Annotated in this window: 23 protein-coding genes and 1 pseudogene; 11 read left to right on the forward strand and 13 right to left on the reverse strand. The window is 60.6% G+C overall.

Annotated elements, in window-relative coordinates:
- Positions 1–11: 11 nt before the first annotated feature.
- The 9 genes and pseudogenes from O0880_RS14630 (at position 12) to O0880_RS14670 (ending at position 4,834) form a co-directional block, all read left to right on the forward strand.
- On the forward strand, positions 12–302 hold the full coding sequence (locus tag O0880_RS14630; protein ID WP_289887125.1) for a KTSC domain-containing protein: 291 nt from the start codon (positions 12–14) through the stop codon (positions 300–302).
- Between the two features lie 28 nt (positions 303–330).
- Entirely contained in the window at positions 331–795 is a 465-nt protein-coding gene (locus O0880_RS14635; protein ID WP_289887126.1) for a DUF1367 family protein, read from the forward strand.
- Positions 796–805: 10 nt separating this feature from the next.
- Positions 806–1,696 (forward strand): annotated as a pseudogene (locus O0880_RS14640) (recombination-associated protein RdgC); the annotation flags it as partial.
- Between the two features lie 24 nt (positions 1,697–1,720).
- Positions 1,721–2,026 carry a DNA translocase FtsK gene (locus O0880_RS14645; RefSeq protein ID WP_289887360.1) on the forward strand — a complete coding sequence of 102 codons (306 nt, stop codon included), beginning with the start codon at positions 1,721–1,723 and terminating at the stop codon, positions 2,024–2,026.
- On the forward strand, positions 2,023–2,439 hold the full coding sequence (locus O0880_RS14650) for a hypothetical protein (RefSeq protein ID WP_289887127.1): 417 nt from the start codon (positions 2,023–2,025) through the stop codon (positions 2,437–2,439). The genes O0880_RS14645 and O0880_RS14650 overlap by 4 nt, the downstream gene beginning before the upstream one ends.
- Positions 2,436–3,152, forward strand: coding sequence for a hypothetical protein (locus tag O0880_RS14655; protein WP_289887128.1), 717 nt, complete (start codon positions 2,436–2,438; stop codon positions 3,150–3,152). The genes O0880_RS14650 and O0880_RS14655 overlap by 4 nt, the downstream gene beginning before the upstream one ends.
- On the forward strand, positions 3,149–3,391 hold the full coding sequence (locus O0880_RS14660) for a hypothetical protein (protein WP_289887129.1): 243 nt from the start codon (positions 3,149–3,151) through the stop codon (positions 3,389–3,391). Before O0880_RS14655 ends, O0880_RS14660 begins: the two co-directional genes overlap by 4 nt.
- Positions 3,392–3,416: 25 nt before the next feature.
- Positions 3,417–3,719, forward strand: a complete 303-nt coding sequence (locus O0880_RS14665) for a hypothetical protein (protein WP_289887132.1) — start codon at positions 3,417–3,419, stop codon at positions 3,717–3,719.
- A gap of 5 nt (positions 3,720–3,724) precedes the next feature.
- On the forward strand, positions 3,725–4,834 hold the full coding sequence (locus O0880_RS14670; RefSeq protein WP_289887133.1) for a DUF3596 domain-containing protein: 1,110 nt from the start codon (positions 3,725–3,727) through the stop codon (positions 4,832–4,834).
- A 196-nt stretch (positions 4,835–5,030) separates the two neighbouring features.
- Here the strand turns inward: O0880_RS14670 and O0880_RS14675 are convergent, their stop codons facing one another.
- Together O0880_RS14675 and O0880_RS14680 are read right to left on the reverse strand one after the other, a co-directional pair.
- On the reverse strand, positions 5,031–5,327 hold the full coding sequence (locus O0880_RS14675; RefSeq protein ID WP_289887134.1) for an RnfH family protein: 297 nt from the start codon (positions 5,325–5,327) through the stop codon (positions 5,031–5,033).
- Positions 5,320–5,751 (reverse strand): type II toxin-antitoxin system RatA family toxin, encoded by a 432-nt coding sequence (locus O0880_RS14680; RefSeq protein WP_035818194.1) that lies wholly within the window; start codon positions 5,749–5,751, stop codon positions 5,320–5,322. Before O0880_RS14680 ends, O0880_RS14675 begins: the two co-directional genes overlap by 8 nt.
- Positions 5,752–5,844: 93 nt before the next feature.
- On the opposite strand from O0880_RS14680, the gene smpB reads away from it, so the two are divergent.
- Positions 5,845–6,294 (forward strand): SsrA-binding protein SmpB, encoded by a 450-nt coding sequence (smpB, locus tag O0880_RS14685; protein WP_034784131.1) that lies wholly within the window; start codon positions 5,845–5,847, stop codon positions 6,292–6,294.
- A 321-nt stretch (positions 6,295–6,615) separates the two neighbouring features.
- On the opposite strand, the gene O0880_RS14690 is transcribed toward smpB, so the two are convergent.
- The 5 genes from O0880_RS14690 to ppsA form a co-directional block, all read right to left on the reverse strand.
- Positions 6,616–6,924 (reverse strand): H-NS histone family protein, encoded by a 309-nt coding sequence (locus O0880_RS14690; RefSeq protein WP_010397665.1) that lies wholly within the window; start codon positions 6,922–6,924, stop codon positions 6,616–6,618.
- 613 nt (positions 6,925–7,537) lie between these two features.
- Positions 7,538–8,482 (reverse strand): stomatin-like protein, encoded by a 945-nt coding sequence (locus O0880_RS14695; RefSeq protein ID WP_071324010.1) that lies wholly within the window; start codon positions 8,480–8,482, stop codon positions 7,538–7,540.
- Between the two features lie 15 nt (positions 8,483–8,497).
- Complete coding sequence (locus O0880_RS14700; RefSeq protein WP_289887361.1) at positions 8,498–8,914, reverse strand: NfeD family protein; 417 nt, start codon at positions 8,912–8,914, stop codon at positions 8,498–8,500.
- Positions 8,915–9,119: 205 nt separating this feature from the next.
- Positions 9,120–9,617 (reverse strand): Dps family protein, encoded by a 498-nt coding sequence (locus tag O0880_RS14705; RefSeq protein ID WP_071324012.1) that lies wholly within the window; start codon positions 9,615–9,617, stop codon positions 9,120–9,122.
- Positions 9,618–9,786: 169 nt separating this feature from the next.
- Positions 9,787–12,216 carry a phosphoenolpyruvate synthase gene (gene ppsA / locus O0880_RS14710; protein WP_071326512.1) on the reverse strand — a complete coding sequence of 810 codons (2,430 nt, stop codon included), beginning with the start codon at positions 12,214–12,216 and terminating at the stop codon, positions 9,787–9,789.
- A gap of 152 nt (positions 12,217–12,368) precedes the next feature.
- On the opposite strand from ppsA, the gene O0880_RS14715 reads away from it, so the two are divergent.
- Positions 12,369–13,217, forward strand: coding sequence for a pyruvate, water dikinase regulatory protein (locus tag O0880_RS14715; protein WP_152255341.1), 849 nt, complete (start codon positions 12,369–12,371; stop codon positions 13,215–13,217).
- Between the two features lie 63 nt (positions 13,218–13,280).
- On the opposite strand, the gene O0880_RS14720 is transcribed toward O0880_RS14715, so the two are convergent.
- Genes O0880_RS14720 through lpxD form a run of 6 tightly spaced genes read right to left on the reverse strand, consistent with a single transcriptional unit; the run spans position 13,281 to position 18,229 of the window.
- Positions 13,281–14,066 (reverse strand): RNA methyltransferase, encoded by a 786-nt coding sequence (locus O0880_RS14720; RefSeq protein ID WP_289887138.1) that lies wholly within the window; start codon positions 14,064–14,066, stop codon positions 13,281–13,283.
- On the reverse strand, positions 14,063–14,701 hold the full coding sequence (gene rnhB / locus O0880_RS14725) for a ribonuclease HII (RefSeq protein WP_071324015.1): 639 nt from the start codon (positions 14,699–14,701) through the stop codon (positions 14,063–14,065). Before rnhB ends, O0880_RS14720 begins: the two co-directional genes overlap by 4 nt.
- A 32-nt stretch (positions 14,702–14,733) precedes the next feature.
- Positions 14,734–15,909, reverse strand: coding sequence for a lipid-A-disaccharide synthase (gene lpxB / locus O0880_RS14730; protein WP_289887139.1), 1,176 nt, complete (start codon positions 15,907–15,909; stop codon positions 14,734–14,736).
- Positions 15,893–16,681 carry an acyl-ACP--UDP-N-acetylglucosamine O-acyltransferase gene (gene lpxA, locus O0880_RS14735; RefSeq protein WP_289887140.1) on the reverse strand — a complete coding sequence of 263 codons (789 nt, stop codon included), beginning with the start codon at positions 16,679–16,681 and terminating at the stop codon, positions 15,893–15,895. The genes lpxB and lpxA overlap by 17 nt, the downstream gene beginning before the upstream one ends.
- A gap of 1 nt (position 16,682) precedes the next feature.
- Positions 16,683–17,177 carry a 3-hydroxyacyl-ACP dehydratase FabZ gene (fabZ, locus tag O0880_RS14740; RefSeq protein ID WP_071324018.1) on the reverse strand — a complete coding sequence of 165 codons (495 nt, stop codon included), beginning with the start codon at positions 17,175–17,177 and terminating at the stop codon, positions 16,683–16,685.
- Positions 17,174–18,229: a UDP-3-O-(3-hydroxymyristoyl)glucosamine N-acyltransferase gene (gene lpxD / locus O0880_RS14745; protein ID WP_071324019.1), complete on the reverse strand. Its 1,056-nt coding sequence runs from the start codon at positions 18,227–18,229 to the stop codon at positions 17,174–17,176. Before lpxD ends, fabZ begins: the two co-directional genes overlap by 4 nt.
- Between the last annotated feature and the right edge of the window lie 46 nt (positions 18,230–18,275).

The raw sequence follows: 18,275 nt of genomic DNA on the forward strand, positions 1-18,275 counted from the left end.
TGGAGAAAACAATGAATACAGCAGCCGCAGCACCACAAATCACCCTGCAAGCAATTCAATCCTCGCAGATCGCCGCCATTGGCCACTGCCCAGCAACCGAGACCTTGGCCGTGCAGTTCTTCCGCAAAGGCGCGCCGGCGGACGTGTACCACTACGCCAACGTCACTGCCACCGAATACGCGGCCTTTGCCGGTGCCGAATCCATCGGCAAGCACTTCTACGCGCACATCAAGCCGCATGCCGACAAGCATCCGTACACGAACATGGGCACGCCGGCTATCGAGCTGGTGCCAGCTGCGTGACGGCCGGGTGCCGCGCGGGAGCACCGCCTTGACAGAAATCGTGCTCATGAAAATGGCCAACATACTCGTGCCACACGACGAGGTCGCGGCCGATTTCATCCAGAAGATGAAGGCCGGCGCATTGATGCATGCCGACTTCAAGAAGGTGAGGAATTACCAGTTTCACAAGAAATACTTCGCCCTTGTGACTTTCGCCTTTAATCAGTGGGAGCCGCGCGGCGGCCTGACTTACAAGGGCCAGCCCGTGGCGAAGAACAAGGAACGCTTCCGGAAAGACATAGCGATTCTGGCCGGTTTCTTCGAATCGACAGTGAACCTCAAGGGCGAGGTACGTCTGGAGGCGAAAAGCATTTCGTTTTCGCAGATGGACGAGATTGAGTTCGAGGCCCTGTACAGCGCGACCATCGACGTGATCCTGTCCCGGATTTTAACCAAATACACACGCGACGACCTGGAAGCAGTCGTTGAGCAGCTACTGCGGTTTGACCGCTGAAAGGTATCAGATGTTTTTCAAGAACCTGCAAATTTACCGTCTGCCCGTGAATTGGCCCATGAGCGCCCTGGAGCTGAACAGTATGCTCGAGCGCCAGGCCTTCACGCCCGCCACGAGCGCCGAGCTGCAGCGCCAGGGCTGGGCTGCACCGCGCGGCGCCGGCGCGCCCCTGGTGCACACCGTCAGCGGCCAGTTCCTGCTGCAGCTGAAAACCGAGAAGAAGCTGCTGCCGTCGACCGTAGTCAACCAGGTGGCCGCCGCCCGTGCGCTGGAAATGGAAGAGGCCCAGGGCTTCGCGCCCGGCAAGAAGGCCATGAAGGAACTCAAGGAGCGCGTCACCGACGAGCTGCGGCCGCGCGCCTTCGCCATTCTCAGCACCACGGCCGTGTGGATCGATCCGGTCAACGGCTGGCTGGTGGTAGATGCGGCCAGTCCGAGCAAGGCCGATGAGGTGGTCAAGCTGCTGTTGAAATCCGTCGACATGCTGCCGCTGGAAAGCCTGCGCGTTATGCGCTCGCCAGTCGGCGCGATGACGGAATGGCTGCAAGCGGACGAATCCCCGGCCGGCTTCACGGTCGATCAGGATGCGATCATGCGCGCCACGGGCGAAAGCAAGGCCCAGGTAGCGTATAAGCGCCACACCCTCGAAGCGGACGATATCCGCCGCCACATCGCCGCCGGCAAGCAGTGCACGCGCCTGGCCATGACCTGGAGCGACAAGATCAGCTTCGTGCTGGACGAGTCGCTGGCCATCAAGTCCGTCAAACCACTGGAAATTATCAAGGAAAGCGCCACGCGCAATGACGACGAGCGCTTCGACAGCGACTTCGCGCTGATGACGGGCGAGCTGGCGAAGCTACTAGCCGACCTGGTCGAGTCGCTGGGCGGCGAGGCTGTTGTGGGTCTGGCGGCTGTAGGTGCTGCGATGGCGCGTCCTGCAGCGGGCCATGAGCCTGTGCGTGAGCAGCGCGTTGTGCTGGAGTTGAGCGGCCAGACGCCCGGCACCGTGCCGCCAAGCGACGGCAGCGCGAGCGATCCGCTGTATAGCCAAGCCGTCGAGGTCGTGCGCACGCAGCGCCGCGCATCGGTATCGCTGGTGCAGCGCCACTTACGTGTCGGCTTCAACCGGGCAGGCAACCTCCTGGAAGCCATGGAGGCGCTGGGTGTGGTGAGCGGCATCGCATCGAACGGCAATCGCACGGTGCTGGCTGCGCCAGGAGCGGCAGCATGAGCGCGCGCACCCCTGGCATGCTGATGGTCGGAGAAACGCCCCTCGACAACGATGGCGTACCCGAAACCGTTATCGGCGGTACCGGCCAATTTGAAAATCACGCTATTGCAGTGGCCATCGACTTCAAGAACGCGCCCGGTATGCGCGAGGCCAACGCCCGGCGCATGGTCGCCTGCTGGAATGCACTCGACGGCTTGCATGACGATGCGCTTGGCGGCGGCTGGACGGCAGCCGGCATGAATGCTTATGCGAAAGACTTGGAAAACAAGCTGGCCGTGGCACGAGCGCTGCTGAGCGAAGTAGTGAAACCGCACGATGACCACATCAAGGCAGTTCATGCCTCAGGCGAGAAGCCTGCAGTCAATCCGCTGGCCATCCGGATACACGACTTCCTGAAAGGCGGTGCAACGTGAAAGAGCGCCCTATCCTCATGAACAGCGCCATGGTGCGCGCCTTGCTCGACGGCAGCAAGATCCAGACGCGGCGGATCATGAAGCCGCAGCCAGAACCAGTGCCGCATCGCCCAGGTGATTACCAGTGGCCTTGCAACGCGTTCCAGTCGATGGTGAGCGTTTCGGATACGCGCGCGCCTGGCGCTCACGGCATGGCCGGCGATGCCTGCCCCTACGGTGCGCATGGTGACCGCCTGCGGGTGCGCGAGACGTTCTTTGCCTACGGCCGCTGGGAAACCCGGTCCAGCGCCAAGAAGGCGCGCGACGAACGGCACTTCGTGGACATGACAGTGGGGTGCGACCGCGTCTACCAGTTTGCGGCAGACGATCCTGACCTGCCTATGGCAGAAGGCCGTGGCGGCGCCCTGCCCGGCTGGTACATGCGGCCAGCCATCTTTATGCCGCGCGCGGCCAGCCGGATCCTGCTGGAGATCGTGTCGGTGCGTGTCGAGCAACTGACCGACTGCAGCGAGGCCGATGCTCTCGCCGAAGGCGTGGCCATCGACCGGTCTGGCTGCCATTTCATTGATGGCGCCAACGGCCGGCATATGTCACCAGTCGGAGCTTCTGCTGTAGAGGCATTCGCGTCGCTGTGGGAATCCATCAACGGCACCGGCAGCTGGGCATTGAATCCATGGGTGTGGGTGATCGAGTTCAAGCGGGGGGCGCCATGAGCAGCCGCAGCCCAGCGCCTGTGCCGGAGACCCCGGCCGAGGCCGCCTACAAGCTGGACCGCGCCGTGCTGCGCGCGATCCACACCTGCCAGCCCGTGCTGGTCGACGGCAAGCAACACCACTTGCGCGGCATGAGCGCCCAGGTGCTGGGTGGCGGCGTGTCTTCCGTGATTTACCTGATGGGCGACGCGACACCGCGCCAACCAAGCGAGATAACCTTTTTGGAGCATGAAAAATGATTAATCTCTTAGCCGGGAGTGCGCCATGAACATGAGCGAGCACGAAGTGGTGGCCAGGATGGTTGCCGCAATCGAGCGTGCCCACCAGCCCCTTACTTGGGTAAAGCTGGAGCGCTACGTCGAAATATCAGGCGATTCCGTCGATTCCGTGCAGGCCCGCCGCAAGGCTGGCAAATGGCTCGATGGCAATCAATGCAAAATTGTGGATGGCCGGCTGTGGATCAACCTGCCGGCAGTAGAAGAATGGGTAGCAAAATGGGAACAAGCAAGTCCAGCCCGCCAGGCGTCGAACTCCGGTCGGGCGTCCAAAGCGAATCGATCCGCATAAAATTCATGTATCGGGGCACCGAGTGCAGGGAAACGCTGAAGCTCGCGCACAGCAAGGCAAACATCAAATACGCCGAGCGGCTGCGCGGCGAGATCCTGAACGCCATTGCGCTGGGAAATTTCAGCTATGCCAAGTACTTCCCTGATTCGACGCAGTTGAAGAAGTTCGGCTTGCAACCTCGGGGCAAGGATGTAACCGTTGGCGAGCTGCTTAAACAGCAGTTCGACATTTATGAGCGCATTCTCGCGCCCAGCACGTTGAAGAGCTACAAGCGCGTGCTCAACAAAATTCTGTTGGAGCAATGGGGCGACACCCTGCTCACCGAACTTACGCCGGCTGCGCTGCGCACCTGGATTGTCGATCTTTCGCTGAAGGCCACCTCGGTCCGTCAAATTCTCATCCCTCTGCGCGGCGCGCTGGAGCTTGCGATAAACGACGATTTGATCGACAGCAATCCGCTGGACCGGGTGAAATTGCAAAAAACATTAGACCGCGACGCGTATAAGGCGGAATACGAGGTGGATCCGTTTTCCGCCCAGGAGATTGCGGCCATCCTCGCGGCGGCCCAGGGCCAGGCCAGGAACGTCTTTCAGTTTGCCTTCTACACGGGCATGCGCCCGAGCGAGTACATCGCGCTTCGCTGGGAATCGATCGACTGGGCAGGGTTCAAAGCGAAAGTGGAGCGTTCGCGCGTGATGGGCGAATCCCGAGAGGAGTTAAAGACGCGCGCCGGCCGGCGCTTGGTCGACCTGCGGCGTGGTGCCGTCGAGGCGCTGGTTGCGCAGAAACAACATAGCTTCCTCGCTGGCGGCCTGGTGTTCTTTGATCCGGCTACTGGCCAGGGCTGGGACAACACACAGCGCCTGAGCCTCTTCTGGGCGGCAATGATCAAGAAGGCCCAGGTCCGCTACCGAAATCCGTATCAAACGAGGCACACATTCGCGTCGACGCTGTTATCGACGGGCGCCAACGCAATGTACGTGGCAAAGCAAATGGGGCATACCGATACGACCATGATCACCCGAACGTATGGCCGCTGGGTTGAGCAGGAGGGTGGCGTGTTGCCTGATCAGTATTGCAAAATGACTGATGGGCCAAAGGCAGGGGCAGCTTAGAATTTTCGCCCACGTTTCGCCCATGCTTATTGCGGAATGGCTGGAACCCGCATGGATGCTTGCTTGTGACGGATGAAAGCAACTTATACAGAAAAAAGCGCCCTCCGTCCTTGCAGCATAGAAAAGATATTTGGAAATAGCAAAAAAATGTCGCGCCAGGCAAGGCCTGCGGGGCTGCCGCCGCCCCCTGCCCCGCTCAGGCCTTGGCTGGCTTGTTCCCCGCGCGGCGCCGGCGCGCCTCTTTCGGATCGGCTTGCAATGGCCGGTACACCTCGACCCGGTCATGCTCGCGCAAGACGGTATCGAGTGGCTTCTTCTTGCCATAGATGCCGACCATATTGATGGCCAGGTCGAGGCCGGGCACGTCCTGCAGCAAGCCGCTCAACGCCACCGCCTGCTCGATGGTAGTGCCGGCAGGCACGCGCAGGGAGCGCAGGAAGCTGCGCTCCGGCAAGGCATGGCACACTTGCACCTGAATGGCGGCCTCAGCCATACACGGTCTCCGCGCGCTTGCAGAAGGAATCGACCATGCTGTTGGCAATCATGCCGAAGACAGGACCGATGATCTGTTCCAGCACACGGCTGGAAAACTCGTAATGCAGGTCCAGTTCAATCTTGCAGGCATCTTCGCGCAGGGCCTTGAAGGTCCACACGCCGTCGAGGGTCTTGAAAGGGCCGTCCACCAGCTTCATCTTGATGGAGGTAGGCGGCACGTTCTCGTTGGACGTGGTGAAGCTTTGGCGCACGCCGTGGTAATGTATGCCCACGCTGGCGACGACCGTGTTCTCGCCCCGCTCGCGAATCTCGACCGCACCGCACCATGGCAGAAATTTGGGATAATCCTCCACCGCCGCCACCAGTGCGAACATCTGTTCGGCGCTGTAGCCGAGAAAAACTGATTTATGTACTACTGCCATTGAAGAACCATTTGCTATGATGTTGGATACATTTGATTTTATCGCGCTTGCGCGAGACAGTAGTTTAACCGACCCGCGCACATTTACCATCTCATGACCATAGCAGACAACAGAAAAGCCTTCCACGACTACTTTATCGAGGATCGCTACGAAGCGGGCATCGTGCTGGAAGGCTGGGAAGTCAAAGCCATCCGCGACGCCCGCGTACAAATCAAGGAAGCCTACGTCGTCGTCCGCGGCGACGAGCTATTCCTGTTCGGCGCGCATATCAGCGCCTTGCCGACCGCCTCCACCCATATCCACCCGGAAGCCGTGCGCACGCGCAAGCTGCTGCTGCACCGCGCGGAAATGGATAAGCTGATCGGCAAGGTCGAACGCTCCGGCTATACGCTCGTGCCGCTCAACCTGCACTACAAGGGCGGCCGCGTGAAATGCGAAATCGGCCTCGCCAAAGGCAAGAAGCAGCACGACAAGCGGGCCGCAGAACGCGACCGCGATGGCGCGCGCGAAGTCCAGGCCGCGATGAAATCGCACCGCCGCTAATACCCGCCCCGTATCGGCGTGCACAGCGAAACAAATAAAACCCGGCATCATGCCGGGTTTTATTTTGCCCATTGCCTACGGCTGGCGGATAAATAAACGCAGCGCATAACGGTCAAGCGGGAAGACACAACGGATAAGGCGGGAGATAAGGCGGGAAATAAGATCGGCAGTATCAAAAATACCACTTCGATAATAGCGGAGAATACAGGTTGACCGAGGCTGGCCGGGGGAATGCAGATAAAGGAAGTTCCGGATGCTTGTATGCTGCTTTGTACTACACCTGTACTACCACACAGGACAAGCATCCGAATGAATGGTGTATTACACCTTCAGCAGATCGCGCGACTTGCCCGAATCGGTCCACTCTTTGACCCATTTCGGTTGACGGCCACGGCCAGTCCATTGTTGCGTTGCATCATCCGGATTGCGATAGCGCACTGCAACCGTACCGGTTTTAGCGCGGATACCCGTGCCGACCAGATCTTTTACCGAAACGCCGACGCTCTGGGCGATTGCCAGAATTTGCTCGCGCGCCTTGGACAGGTCGTCCTGTTCGCGTTTCTTCATTTGCTTCTTGATGTCATCCTGCAGCGTACGCAGTTCCGACAGGGATAAGCTGGACAGATCCATGATATTTCCTTGTGTGAGTTGAAAAATATAACTGAACAGTTAAATTCTATCCAATTGTAACGCGCCTGAGGTGATTTTTCTTCAGATTTGAATGTTTTTTACGATTCTTTTACCAAAAAAACCAGCTTTACAGGGCCGTGCGAGGGTGAACACGCCAAATCGGTGCGGTTTCCAGGCAGAGAATCTGCCGGAACGAGCATGGAGGATTCAACGCGGCGCCGACCGACGCCATTTATTTTGCAGCACTTTTTGATCCATTGCAATTTATAGTAATAATAAATGACAATTCCAAAAGCACATGGGGGCAATACTATCCCCCATCATTCAGCATTACCTGCGCAAACTGAATATCTATCGACGCACCGGTCTTATTTTGCATGCCGCAGATAGACAAAGGGCCTCACTGTAATCGAAAACAAAAACATGTGCTGCACGCCTGACATATTATTCAGGTGCACCAGCATAACATGAAGAAAAAAACGCAGCGGGATGCAGCCTGCCTGTATCGTGCGGTATTGCTCCCCTGCCCCGCTCCCCAAATGCAAACCGCCCGCTATTAAGCGGGCAGTATTGCCAAATCACACACTATTGAATAACTAGTCAGCTCCGATACTCAGGGAATAGCCACGCCGCTTTTCGGCTTCTGGCTCTTCACCACTTGCATCGCCGTCGCGATCAAACCACTCATGTCGCCCAGGTTGGCCGGTACGATAATCGAGTTATTCGTTTTCGCCAATTGCGCAAACGCGCCTACATACTGTTCGGCAACTTTCAAATTGACGGCATCCTCGCCACCCGGTTCGCGAATGGCGGCGCCCACCTGGCGCAATGCTTCCGCACTCGCCTGCGCCAGCGCCACGATGGCCGTAGCCTGCCCTTCGGCGCGATTGATGGAAGCCTGCTTCTCGCCCTCAGATCGGGCAATCGCCGCCTCACGTTCGCCACTGGCGATATTGATCTGTTCCTGCTTGCGTCCCTCCGAAGCGGCAATCAGCGCGCGCTTTTCACGCTCGGCTGTAATTTGCGCCTGCATCGCATGCAGGATCTCTTTTGGCGGCGTCAAATCCTTGATTTCATAGCGCAATACTTTCACGCCCCAATTGGCCGCGGATTCATCGATGGCATTCACGATGGCCGTATTGATATGATCGCGTTCCTCAAATGTCTTGTCGAGCTCCATTTTGCCGATCACCGAACGCAAGGTCGTTTGCGCCAACTGCGTGATGGCGGCAATATAGTTCGACGAGCCATACGAAGCGCGCATGGCGTCGGTGATCTGGAAATACAAAATACCATCGACCTGCAATTGCGTATTGTCGCGCGTGATGCAAACCTGCGGCGGCACGTCGAGCGGAATTTCCTTGAGCACGTGCTTGTAGGCGATACGGTCGACAAAAGGCACGACGATATTCAGGCCAGGTCCCAATACCGCATGGAATTTACCCAGGCGCTCGACGACCCAGGCGTGCTGCTGCGGCACCACATTCACCGTCTTGAAGACAAAAACCAATGCCAGCAATAACAAGATCAGCGTCACGCTTCCGATGCTTACTTCCATAATCTACTCTCCAGGTTATCCAACGATCAAACGGCTGCCGCGCACGGCACGTATGGTGTAATGGCCGGCCTGCGTATCGCTGCCGGGTATCAACTCCACATCCCACAAGGCACCGCGATACATGACGCGCGCCGCGCCATCGACCCAATGCGTGACCGCCACGCTTTGGCCGATATCGATATTCACATTCGGATCCTGCGCCACGTCTCGACGCGCAGCCTTGCCAAAACGGCTGCGCCGCAATAACAGCGTCGCAGCCACGCCGACAAGCGCGGCCGTCACGGCCTGCCAGCTGCCATTCGCGCCCGCCAGCGCCATCAATCCGCCGGCACTGATGCCGATGGCGATCATCAGCAGATAAAACGTGCCTGTGAATAGCTCCAGGATCAATACCGCGCCAGCCGCCACAAACCAGCCCACCCATTCAGCCATGATGCCTCCGTCCATACAAATCCCAAAATAAAAAACCCCGCAGCCTATATAAGCGACGGGGTTTAATGCGCAGCACTGCCTGATTTTATTCTTGCCATACACCTATATACAGGCAGTCTAACGCAATTCCTGATGGCGTCAATAGGCGGTGGCCGGTTTGCCGCCGCATATCAGGCGCGCAGGACCGGCAGGATGGCCGGCCAGCTTACTCTTCGAGCAGGCTGCGCAGCATCCACGCCGTCTTTTCATGCAGGTCCAGGCGTTGCGTGATCAGGTCGGCCGTCGGCTGGTCATTGGCCTTTTCCAGCAGCGGGAACAAGCGGCGCGCCGTGCGCGCGGTCGCCTCCTGTGCCGCCACCAGGTGGCTGACCATGTCCAGCGCCGGCGGCACGCCATCGATTTCCTTGATCGAAGCGAGCTTGACGAATTCCTTGTACGTGCCGGGCGCCGGATAGCCGAGCGCGCGGATACGTTCGGCGATCAGGTCCAGCGCGCCCCATTGTTCCGTGTATTGCGTCATGAACATCAGGTGCAAGGTATTGAACATCGGGCCCTTGACGTTCCAGTGAAAGTTGTGGGTCATCAAGTACAGGGTATAGCTGTCAGCCAGCAGGCCGGACAGGCCCTCCGCGATCTTCGCGCGGTCCGCTTCGGAAATGCCGATATCGATCTTTGCAGCTTTGGTCGGTTTCTTGCTTGCCATGAGAACTCCCGTTTCAATGTATTGGTGGAATCATTTTAGCTGATCTGGCGCAAGCTCATCGAATACAGGCGTGCGCGGCATGGTGATCGCCCGTCCTTACATGACGGGCATAAAAAAAACCCGCTGCCAGGTGCGTGGCAGCGGGTTTTTCATGCGGCAGAAAAGAGGCTTACGCTTTCAGCGCGGCCAGCTTTTGCCAGGTGTCGATCACCGAGTCCGGATTCAGGGACATCGACTCGATGCCCTGCTCCATCAGCCAGACGGCAAAGTCCGGATGGTCGGAAGGACCCTGGCCGCAGATGCCGATGTACTTGCCGCGTGCCAGGCAAGCCTTGATGGCCAAGGCCAGCAGGGCTTTCACGGCAGGATCGCGCTCATCGAAATCGGCCGCCAGCAATTCCATGCCGGAATCGCGGTCCAGGCCCAGGGTCAGCTGGGTCAAATCGTTCGAGCCGATCGAGAAGCCATCGAAATGGTCGAGGAACTGGTCGGCCAGGATGGCGTTCGACGGCACTTCGCACATCATGATCACGCGCAAGTCGTTCTCGCCGCGCTTCAAGCCGTTTTTCGCCAGCAGGTCGATGACTTTCTCGGCCTGGCCCAGGGTACGCACGAATGGCACCATGATTTCCACGTTCGTCAGGCCCATGTCATTGCGCACGCGCTTCATCGCTTCGCACTCCATGTTGAACGCTTCGGAGAAGTCGGCCGACAGGTAGCGCGCCGCGCCGCGGAAGCCCAGCATCGGGTTTTCTTCGTCCGGCTCGTAGCGCGAACCGCCGATCAGCTTCTTGTACTCGTTCGACTTGAAGTCGGACAGGCGCACGATGACTTTTTTCGGCCAGAAGGCGGCGGCGATGGTGGCGATGCCTTCGGCCAGCTTGTCGATGTAGAACGCTTTTGGCGAGGCATGGCCGCGCGCCACCGATTCCACGGCCTTTTTCAGGTCGGCGTCGATGTTCGGGTATTCAAGAATCGCGCGCGGGTGCACACCAATATTGTTATTGATGATGAATTCCAGGCGCGCCAGGCCCACGCCGGCATTCGGCACGGACTGGAAATCGAACGCCAGCTGCGGATTGCCCACGTTGAGCATGATCTTGGTGTCCAGCTTGGGCAATTCGCCGCGCGACACTTCCGACACTTCCGTTTCCAGCAAGCCATCGTAGATCTTGCCTTCGTCGCCTTCCGAGCACACGACGGTGACGAAGGTGCCATCCTTCAGCACATCGGTCGCGTCGCCGCAGCCGACCACGGCCGGCACGCCGAGCTCACGCGCAATAATTGCTGCGTGGCAAGTACGGCCGCCACGGTTGGTGACGATGGCCGACGCGCGCTTCATGACCGGTTCCCAGTTCGGGTCCGTCATGTCGGCAACGAGCACGTCGCCTGGCTGCACGCGTTCCATGTCGGCCGGGTCGTGGATCACGCGCACGGGGCCGGCGCCGATCTTCTGGCCGATGGCGCGGCCGGAGGTCAGCACGGTGCCGGTGCTTTTCAGCTTGAAGCGTTCCTGCACGTCGGTCGCCTTTTGCTGCGACTTGACGGTTTCAGGACGCGCCTGCAGGATGTACAGCTTGCCGTCGCGGCCATCCTTGCCCCACTCGATGTCCATCGGACGGCCGTAGTGGTTCTCGATGATGACGGCGTATTTCGCCAGTTCCACCACTTCGCTGTCGTTCAGCGAGTAGCGATTGCGCATTTCGACGGGCACGTCGACGGTTTTCACGGAACGGCCAGCCTTGGCTTCGTTCGTGAATTCCATTTTCAGCAGCTTCGAACCGATATTGCGGCGGATCACGGGCGACTTGCCCTTTTCCAGCATCGGCTTGTGCACGTAGAATTCGTCGGGGTTGACGGCGCCCTGCACCACGGTTTCGCCCAGGCCATAGCTGGAAGTGACGAACACCACGTCCTTGAAGCCCGATTCGGTGTCGATGGTAAACATCACGCCAGCCGCGCCCAGGTCGGAGCGCACCATGCGCTGCACGCCAGCGGACAGCGCCACTTCAGCGTGCGTGAAGCCCTTGTGCACGCGGTAAGAGATGGCGCGGTCGTTGTACAGCGAGGCGAACACCTGCTTCATCGCGTCGAGCACGTTGTCGATGCCGACCACGTTCAGGAAGGTTTCTTGCTGTCCGGCAAAAGACGCATCCGGCAAGTCTTCCGCCGTGGCGGAGGAACGCACGGCAAACGACATTTCCGTGTCGGAGTCGGCCACCAGCTTGGCATAGAACTGGTCGATTTCAGCAGCCAGGCGCGGCTGGAATGGGGTTTCCACGATCCATTGACGGATCTCGGCGCCCGCTTGCGCCAGCGAGCGCACGTCGTCGATGTCCAGGCCTTCCAGGCGCTGGGCGATGCGTTCGGCCAGCGGCAGGCCGCCATTGGCGCTATACGACAGGAAGTCGCGGAATGCCTGTGCCGTGGTGGCAAAGCCACCGGGCACGCGCACGCCAGCCTCGGCAAGCTGGCTGATCATTTCGCCCAGGGAGGCGTTCTTGCCGCCGACGGATTCGACATCCGTCATGCGCAAATGCTCGAACGAGGCGACGTACACCGCGTCCTTGTCTTTCTCCTGCGATACTGCGTTGGTCATAATGACACCCTTACTGATGATAGAAATCTTTACGCGCGGCGCACAGACAGTCTTCTTGTTATTCTTGGCGTCGTGCAGCACAATCATACCGTTGCAGCCATTTTACCTTGTGCGGCGCAAATTGACGACGCACAATCTCGATCCGAAAACCCATGACACAAGATCCACGCCCCCCTCTGCCCTCAGCGGCACGTACCGTTTTCTTCGTTTCCGACGGCACCGGCATCACCGCCGAAACGTTCGGTCACTCGGTGCTGACGCAGTTCGATCTGCGCTTCCGACAGATCCGCCTGCCCTTCATCGACACCATGGACAAGGCCTACGAGGCAGCGCGCAAGATCAACGAAGCCTTCGCCGCCGATGGCCAGCGCCCGATCATCTTCTCGACGCTGGTCAAAAATGACCTGTCGGCCGTGATCCGCAAGTCCAGCGGCATGCACATGGACCTGATCCAGACCTTTGTCGCGCCGCTGGAACAGGAGCTGGGCGTGATGTCGACGCATACCATCGGCCGCTCGCACAATATCGTCGACAGCGAGGAATACAAGAACCGCATCGAGGCGATCAACTATTCGCTGGCGCACGACGATGGCCAGTCGCACAAGAATTTGTCATCGGCCGATGTCATTCTGGTCGGTGTTTCGCGCTCGGGCAAGACCCCGACCAGCCTGTATCTGGCGATGCAGTATGGCATCAAGGCGGCCAATTATCCGCTGATTCCCGACGATTTCGAGCGCGAAAAGCTGCCATCGGCCCTGCTGGAATTTAAGAATAAAATTTTCGGATTGAGCATTACGCCCGAACGTTTGTCGGAAATACGCAACGAAAGACGGGCTGGAAGCAAGTATGCGGCGATTGAAAACTGCCGCTACGAGGTCAACGAGGCGGAAAAAATGATGAAGCGCGAAGGTATTCGCTGGCTGTCGTCGACCACCAAGTCGATCGAAGAGATCTCCACGACGATCCTGCAGGAGATCAAGCCGAACCGCCGCGAATATTAATTCACGGCGCGCGACGCAAAAACGGGGCCCTGGCGGCCCCGTTTGCATTCATGCGCGCGATGCCTACGCCTGGCCCTGGCGCACCTGCTCGAAGAAGCAGACGGCGGCGCAGGCGGCCACATTCAGCGACTCGATCTGGCCCAGGTGGGGAATCACCACCTGGTGCGTCGCCATCGACAGCAGATCGTCGGCGACGCCCTGCCCTTCGTGGCCGAACAGCCAGGCCACCGGCTGGCGCAGGTCGACGTCGTACAGGCGCTGCGTGGCATAGCCGCTGGTGGCCAGCGTGGCCACCTTGGCGCCGGCCACCAGCGCGGCCAGGTCGACGTTTTCAAAGATGTCGAGCACGAAATGGGCGCCCATGGCCGCGCGCAGCACCTTCGGCGACCAGCAGAACGCCGTGCCGGCGCTGCAGTACACCTGCGTGATGCCGGCGGCGGCCGCGCTGCGCAGGATGGAGCCCACATTGCCCGGGTCTTGCAGGTTATCGAGCAGCACGGCCGACACGGACACGGGCTGCGTGACGGCCCGCTCCGGCGTCTCGATGAGGAACATCACGCCCACGCCGTGCTCGACCTGGCTGACGGCGTGGTACAGCGCGTCGGGCAAGCCCAGCACGTGCGCGCGCTGGCTTTCCAGCTGGCCGACGATGTCCGCCACTTCCGGGTTCTGCAAGGCGCTCTCGCTGACGATGCACTGTTCCGGCATGCCGCGCAGCTGCAGATACGACTGGCACAGGTGCACGCCGTCGAGCAGGGTGCGGCCCGACTTGCGCCGCGCCTGCGAACTGCCCGCCAGCTTCAGCAAATCCTTGTATTGCGCGTTGTCGCGCGAGGTGATCGTCTTCATGCCACCACCTCCTGCGCGCCAAACAGATCGATCACATTGCGCACGGGCGCGAACGAGCGGCGGTGCACGGGCGAGGCGCCGTGCAGGTGCAGGCGTTCCAGGTGCAGCTTGGTGCCGTAGCCCTTGTGCTGGTCGAAGCAATACTCGGGGTATTGCGCATGCAAATGCACGAGGGCGGCGTCGCGCGCCGTCTTGGCCAGGATCGAGGCGGCAGAGATGGAATCGACCTTGTCGTCGCCGCCGATGATCGCCATGCCGCGTATCGGCATCACGGGGCAGCGGTTGCCGTCGATCAGGGCCAGGGTCGGCACGGTGGACAGCGCCTCGACGGCGCGGCGCATGGCCAGCATCGACGCCTGCAGGATGTTCAGGCGGTCGATTTCCTCTTCCGACGCTTCGGCAATGGCCCAGGCCAGGGCCTTGGCCCTGATCTGCGGCGCCAGCAAGTCGCGCTTGGCTTCGCTGAGTTTCTTCGAGTCGCGCAAGCCGTCGATGGGCTGGTTCGGATCGAGGATCACGGCGGCGGCGAAGACGGGGCCGGCCAGAGGACCGCGCCCTGCCTCGTCGACGCCGCAGACGATTTCGTCGAGCGAGAATGGCAAGTCGTCAAACAGGCCGGGATAGATATTTTTCACGTTGATTCTTTAATTGAAGCGATGCTCTGGGTTTATTTCCGATGACTGGCGATGACCTGCATGACGGCGTTGGCGCTTTCCTGCTCGCTGTCGCGCAGCAGGCTGTGATGCATGTCCGTGAAGCGCTGCACCAGGCGCAAGCGCCCTGGCACGTCGCTCAGCTGCCGCCACATGGCGTCGGCCAATGCTTCAGGGCTGGCCGCATTCTGCAGCAGCTCGGGCACCAGGTAGTCGCGCGCCAGGATGTTCGGCAAGCCTATCCACGGCTGGTAGCCCATGTGGCGCATGATTTCCCACGACGCCCGCATCATCCTGTAGGCGATGACCATGGGCTTCTTGTACAGCGCCACTTCCAGCGAGGCCGTGCCGGACGCCACCAGCACCGCATCGGCGGCGCAGATGGCCGTGTGCGAGCCGCCATCGGTGAGCAGAATCTCGACGTCCTGCAGGCCCGCTTCGGCAATCAATTGCAGGAAGTACTGGCGCTGCTTCTCGCCGGCCATGGGGGCGACGAAGCGCAACGAGCGGTCGCGCGCCAGCAGCAGCTTGCAGGCGCCGACAAAGGCCGCCGTATTGTATTTGAGTTCGCCCATGCGGCTGCCCGGCATCAGGGTCACCACGTTCGCATCCTCGGGCAAGCCCAGGGTGCGGCGCGCGGCCGCCTCGTCCGGCTGCAAAGGGATCATCTCGGCCAGCGGATGGCCGACATAGGTGACGGGCACGCCCGCCTTGCGGTAGATCTCTTCCTCGAAGGGGAAGATCACCAGCATGTGCGAAACAGCCTTGATGATTTTCTTGATGCGTCCGCCGCGCCAGGCCCAGATCTGCGGCCCGATGTAATGCACGGTGGGGATGCCCCCTTCCTTCAACTGCTGCTCCAGTCCCAGGTTAAAGCCGGGATAGTCGGCGCCGATGAAGACGGCGGGACGCTCGGCCAGCAGCTGGTCGCGCAGCGCGTTCTGGATGCCCTTGATTTCGCGGTAGCGGGGAATGATCTCGAACAGGCCGCGCACCGTCAGCTTGTCCAGCGGCCAGTCGGAAACAAAGCCCTGCCTGGCCATGTGCTCGCCGCCGATGCCGTGGAAGCGCGCGCCGGGCAGCTGCGGCACGAGGCCGGACAGCAGCCGGCTGGCCAGCAGGTCGCCCGACACCTCGCCGGCGACGATGGCGACCGAGAGGCCGCCTGCCTGGTCAGCGGACGATGCCACGCGACGCGACGCCAAGGAATTCGCGCATGGCGCGTATGTGCGGCGCCGCTTCGGGCGAGGCCACTTCTTCTTCGAACAGGGCCGCCTTGGCTTCTTCCAGGGTCAGCCCGGAGCGGTAGATCAGCTTGTACGCGGTGCGCACGCCGTTGATCTGCTCGCGCGTAAAGCCGCGGCGTTTCAAGCCTTCGATGTTCACGCCATGGGCCTGCGCCGGATTGCCGCTCAGCAGCACGAACGGCGGCACGTCCTGCGTCAGGCTGGTACTCATGCCGACGAAGGCATGCGCGCCAATCTTGCAGAACTGGTGCACATTGGCGAAGCCGCTCATGATGACCCAGTCGCCGATCTCCACGTGGCCCGCCAGCTGGGCATTGTTCGAAAAGATGGTGTTATTGCCCACCAGGCAATCGTGCGCCAGGTGCACATACGCCGAGATCCAGTTCTCGTTGCCCAGGCGCGTGACGCCGCCGCCCTGCACGGTGCCGGTGTTGAAGGTGCAGAACTCGCGGATGGTGTTGCGGTCGCCGATTTCCAGGCGCGTCGCCTCGCCCGCCCATTTTTTATCCTGCGGCTGTGCGCCGATGGAGGAAAACTGGAACAGGTGGTTGTCGGCGCCTATCGTCGTATGGCCGTCGATCACCACATGCGGGCCGACCTTGGTGCCGGCGCCGATGCGCACGTGCGGACCGATGATGGAATACGGGCCCACTTCGACCGAGCTGTCGAGCTCGGCCTTCGGATCGATCACTGCCGTGGAGTGGATGGCCGCCATGTTACTGCCCCGCTGGCTGGCTCGCAGACTGGCTCGCATCCTGCGCGCTGCGGATGGTGCACATCAGTTCCGCTTCCAGCGCGACCTTGCCGTCGACCGAGCCGACCGCCTTGTATTTCCAGATGCCGCGCGAAACGCGCAGGATTTCGACGTCCATCTTCAGCTGGTCGCCCGGTTCGACAGGACGCTTGAAACGCGCATTGTCGATGCCGACGAAGTACACCACCGAATTCTCATCGGGCTTGACGCCCATCGTCAGGAACGACAGCAAGGCCGCCGTCTGCGCCAGCGCTTCGATCATCAGCACGCCAGGCATGACCGGCTTGTGCGGGAAGTGGCCCTGGAAGAACTCTTCATTGACCGTCACGTTCTTGATGGCGGTGATGGATTTGTTCGCTTCCCAGTCCAGCACGCGGTCGACCAGCAGCAGCGGGTAGCGGTGCGGCAGCAGCGATTTGATGGCCAGGATGTCGAGGGTCTTTTTTTCAGTAGTCATTTTTCGTCTTGCGTGGTCAGTGTTTTAATTGTTTTTTCAAGCGCGCGGATTTTCTCGCGCATGCTTGACAGGTTGCGCACGATGGCGGCGCTCTTTTCCCAGTCGGCGTTCTTGGCCAGCGGATAAAAACCCGTGTACTGGCCCGGTTCCGCGATCGAGCGCGACACCATGCTGCCCGAGCCGACGTGGACGCGGTCGGCGATCGTCAAATGGCCCAGCACCATGGCGGCACCGCCAAAGGTGCAGTACTTGCCGATGACGGCGCTGCCGGCCACGCCGACGCAGCCGGCCATGGCCGTATGCGCGCCGATATGGCAGTTGTGGCCGATCTGGATCTGGTTATCCAGCTTGACGCCGTCTTCGATGATGGTGTCGGCCAGTGCGCCGCGGTCAATGGTGGTATTGGCGCCGATATCGACATCGTCACCGATCACCACCCTGCCCGTCTGCGGAATCTTGATATACACGCCGCCTTCGTTGGCGAAGCCGAAACCGTCGGTGCCGATCACGGCGCCCGAATGGATGATGCCGCGCTGGCCGATCACGCAGCGCGCATGGAAGGTCACGTTGGCGAACAACTGGGTGCCGGCGCCGATGACGGCGTCGCGGCCCACGACGCAGCCAGGGCCGATGACGCAGCCGGCGTGCACCACGGCACCCGCTTCGATCACGGCGTGCGCGCCGATGGATGCGCTGGCGTTCACCTGCGCTTCCGCGTCGACAAAGGCGCTCGGATGGATGCCCACCGGCGCCTTGATTTCATGCTGGGCGGCGAAATACTGCGCCGCGCGCGCGAAATACACATAGGGATTCGGGGTGACGATGCGCGCGCCGGCGTACTCGGCGCCGATCAGCGCATCGTCGGCCGGCGTGAGGATCAGCGCGGCAGCGCCGCTCTGGGCGGCCTGCGCGCGGAATTTGCTGTTGCTGAGAAAGCTGATGTGCGAAGCGCCGGCGTCGGCCAGCGGCGCGATACCCGTGACTTCCAGGTCAGGTTCGCCCGCCAACTGCCCGCCGAAGCGTTCGACCAAATCTCCTAGTCGAGTGCCCATCTGATTACCTTTATAAATATAAATACGCCTGACAATGCACGCAGCG

Source organism: Janthinobacterium sp. SUN118 (assembly GCF_030397695.1).
Taxonomy (GTDB): Bacteria; Pseudomonadota; Gammaproteobacteria; order Burkholderiales; family Burkholderiaceae_D; genus Janthinobacterium.

Bases quoted from the DNA above. Each gene is read 5' to 3' on its own strand.
- O0880_RS14630 (WP_289887125.1), top strand. From the start codon at position 12: ATGAATACAGCAGCCGCAGCACCACAAATCACCCTGCAAGCAATTCAA.
- O0880_RS14645 (WP_289887360.1), top strand. From the start codon at position 1,721: ATGGCGCGTCCTGCAGCGGGCCATGAGCCTGTGCGTGAGCAGCGCGTT.
- O0880_RS14650 (WP_289887127.1), top strand. From the start codon at position 2,023: ATGAGCGCGCGCACCCCTGGCATGCTGATGGTCGGAGAAACGCCCCTC.
- O0880_RS14660 (WP_289887129.1), top strand. From the start codon at position 3,149: ATGAGCAGCCGCAGCCCAGCGCCTGTGCCGGAGACCCCGGCCGAGGCC.
- O0880_RS14665 (WP_289887132.1), top strand. From the start codon at position 3,417: ATGAACATGAGCGAGCACGAAGTGGTGGCCAGGATGGTTGCCGCAATC.
- O0880_RS14670 (WP_289887133.1), top strand. From the start codon at position 3,725: ATGTATCGGGGCACCGAGTGCAGGGAAACGCTGAAGCTCGCGCACAGC.
- O0880_RS14675 (WP_289887134.1), bottom strand. From the start codon at position 5,327: ATGGCTGAGGCCGCCATTCAGGTGCAAGTGTGCCATGCCTTGCCGGAG.
- O0880_RS14680 (WP_035818194.1), bottom strand. From the start codon at position 5,751: ATGGCAGTAGTACATAAATCAGTTTTTCTCGGCTACAGCGCCGAACAG.
- smpB (WP_034784131.1), top strand. From the start codon at position 5,845: ATGACCATAGCAGACAACAGAAAAGCCTTCCACGACTACTTTATCGAG.
- O0880_RS14690 (WP_010397665.1), bottom strand. From the start codon at position 6,924: ATGGATCTGTCCAGCTTATCCCTGTCGGAACTGCGTACGCTGCAGGAT.
- O0880_RS14695 (WP_071324010.1), bottom strand. From the start codon at position 8,482: ATGGAAGTAAGCATCGGAAGCGTGACGCTGATCTTGTTATTGCTGGCA.
- O0880_RS14700 (WP_289887361.1), bottom strand. From the start codon at position 8,914: ATGGCTGAATGGGTGGGCTGGTTTGTGGCGGCTGGCGCGGTATTGATC.
- O0880_RS14705 (WP_071324012.1), bottom strand. From the start codon at position 9,617: ATGGCAAGCAAGAAACCGACCAAAGCTGCAAAGATCGATATCGGCATT.
- ppsA (WP_071326512.1), bottom strand. From the start codon at position 12,216: ATGACCAACGCAGTATCGCAGGAGAAAGACAAGGACGCGGTGTACGTC.
- O0880_RS14715 (WP_152255341.1), top strand. From the start codon at position 12,369: ATGACACAAGATCCACGCCCCCCTCTGCCCTCAGCGGCACGTACCGTT.
- O0880_RS14720 (WP_289887138.1), bottom strand. From the start codon at position 14,066: ATGAAGACGATCACCTCGCGCGACAACGCGCAATACAAGGATTTGCTG.
- lpxA (WP_289887140.1), bottom strand. From the start codon at position 16,681: ATGGCGGCCATCCACTCCACGGCAGTGATCGATCCGAAGGCCGAGCTC.
- fabZ (WP_071324018.1), bottom strand. From the start codon at position 17,177: ATGACTACTGAAAAAAAGACCCTCGACATCCTGGCCATCAAATCGCTG.
- lpxD (WP_071324019.1), bottom strand. From the start codon at position 18,229: ATGGGCACTCGACTAGGAGATTTGGTCGAACGCTTCGGCGGGCAGTTG.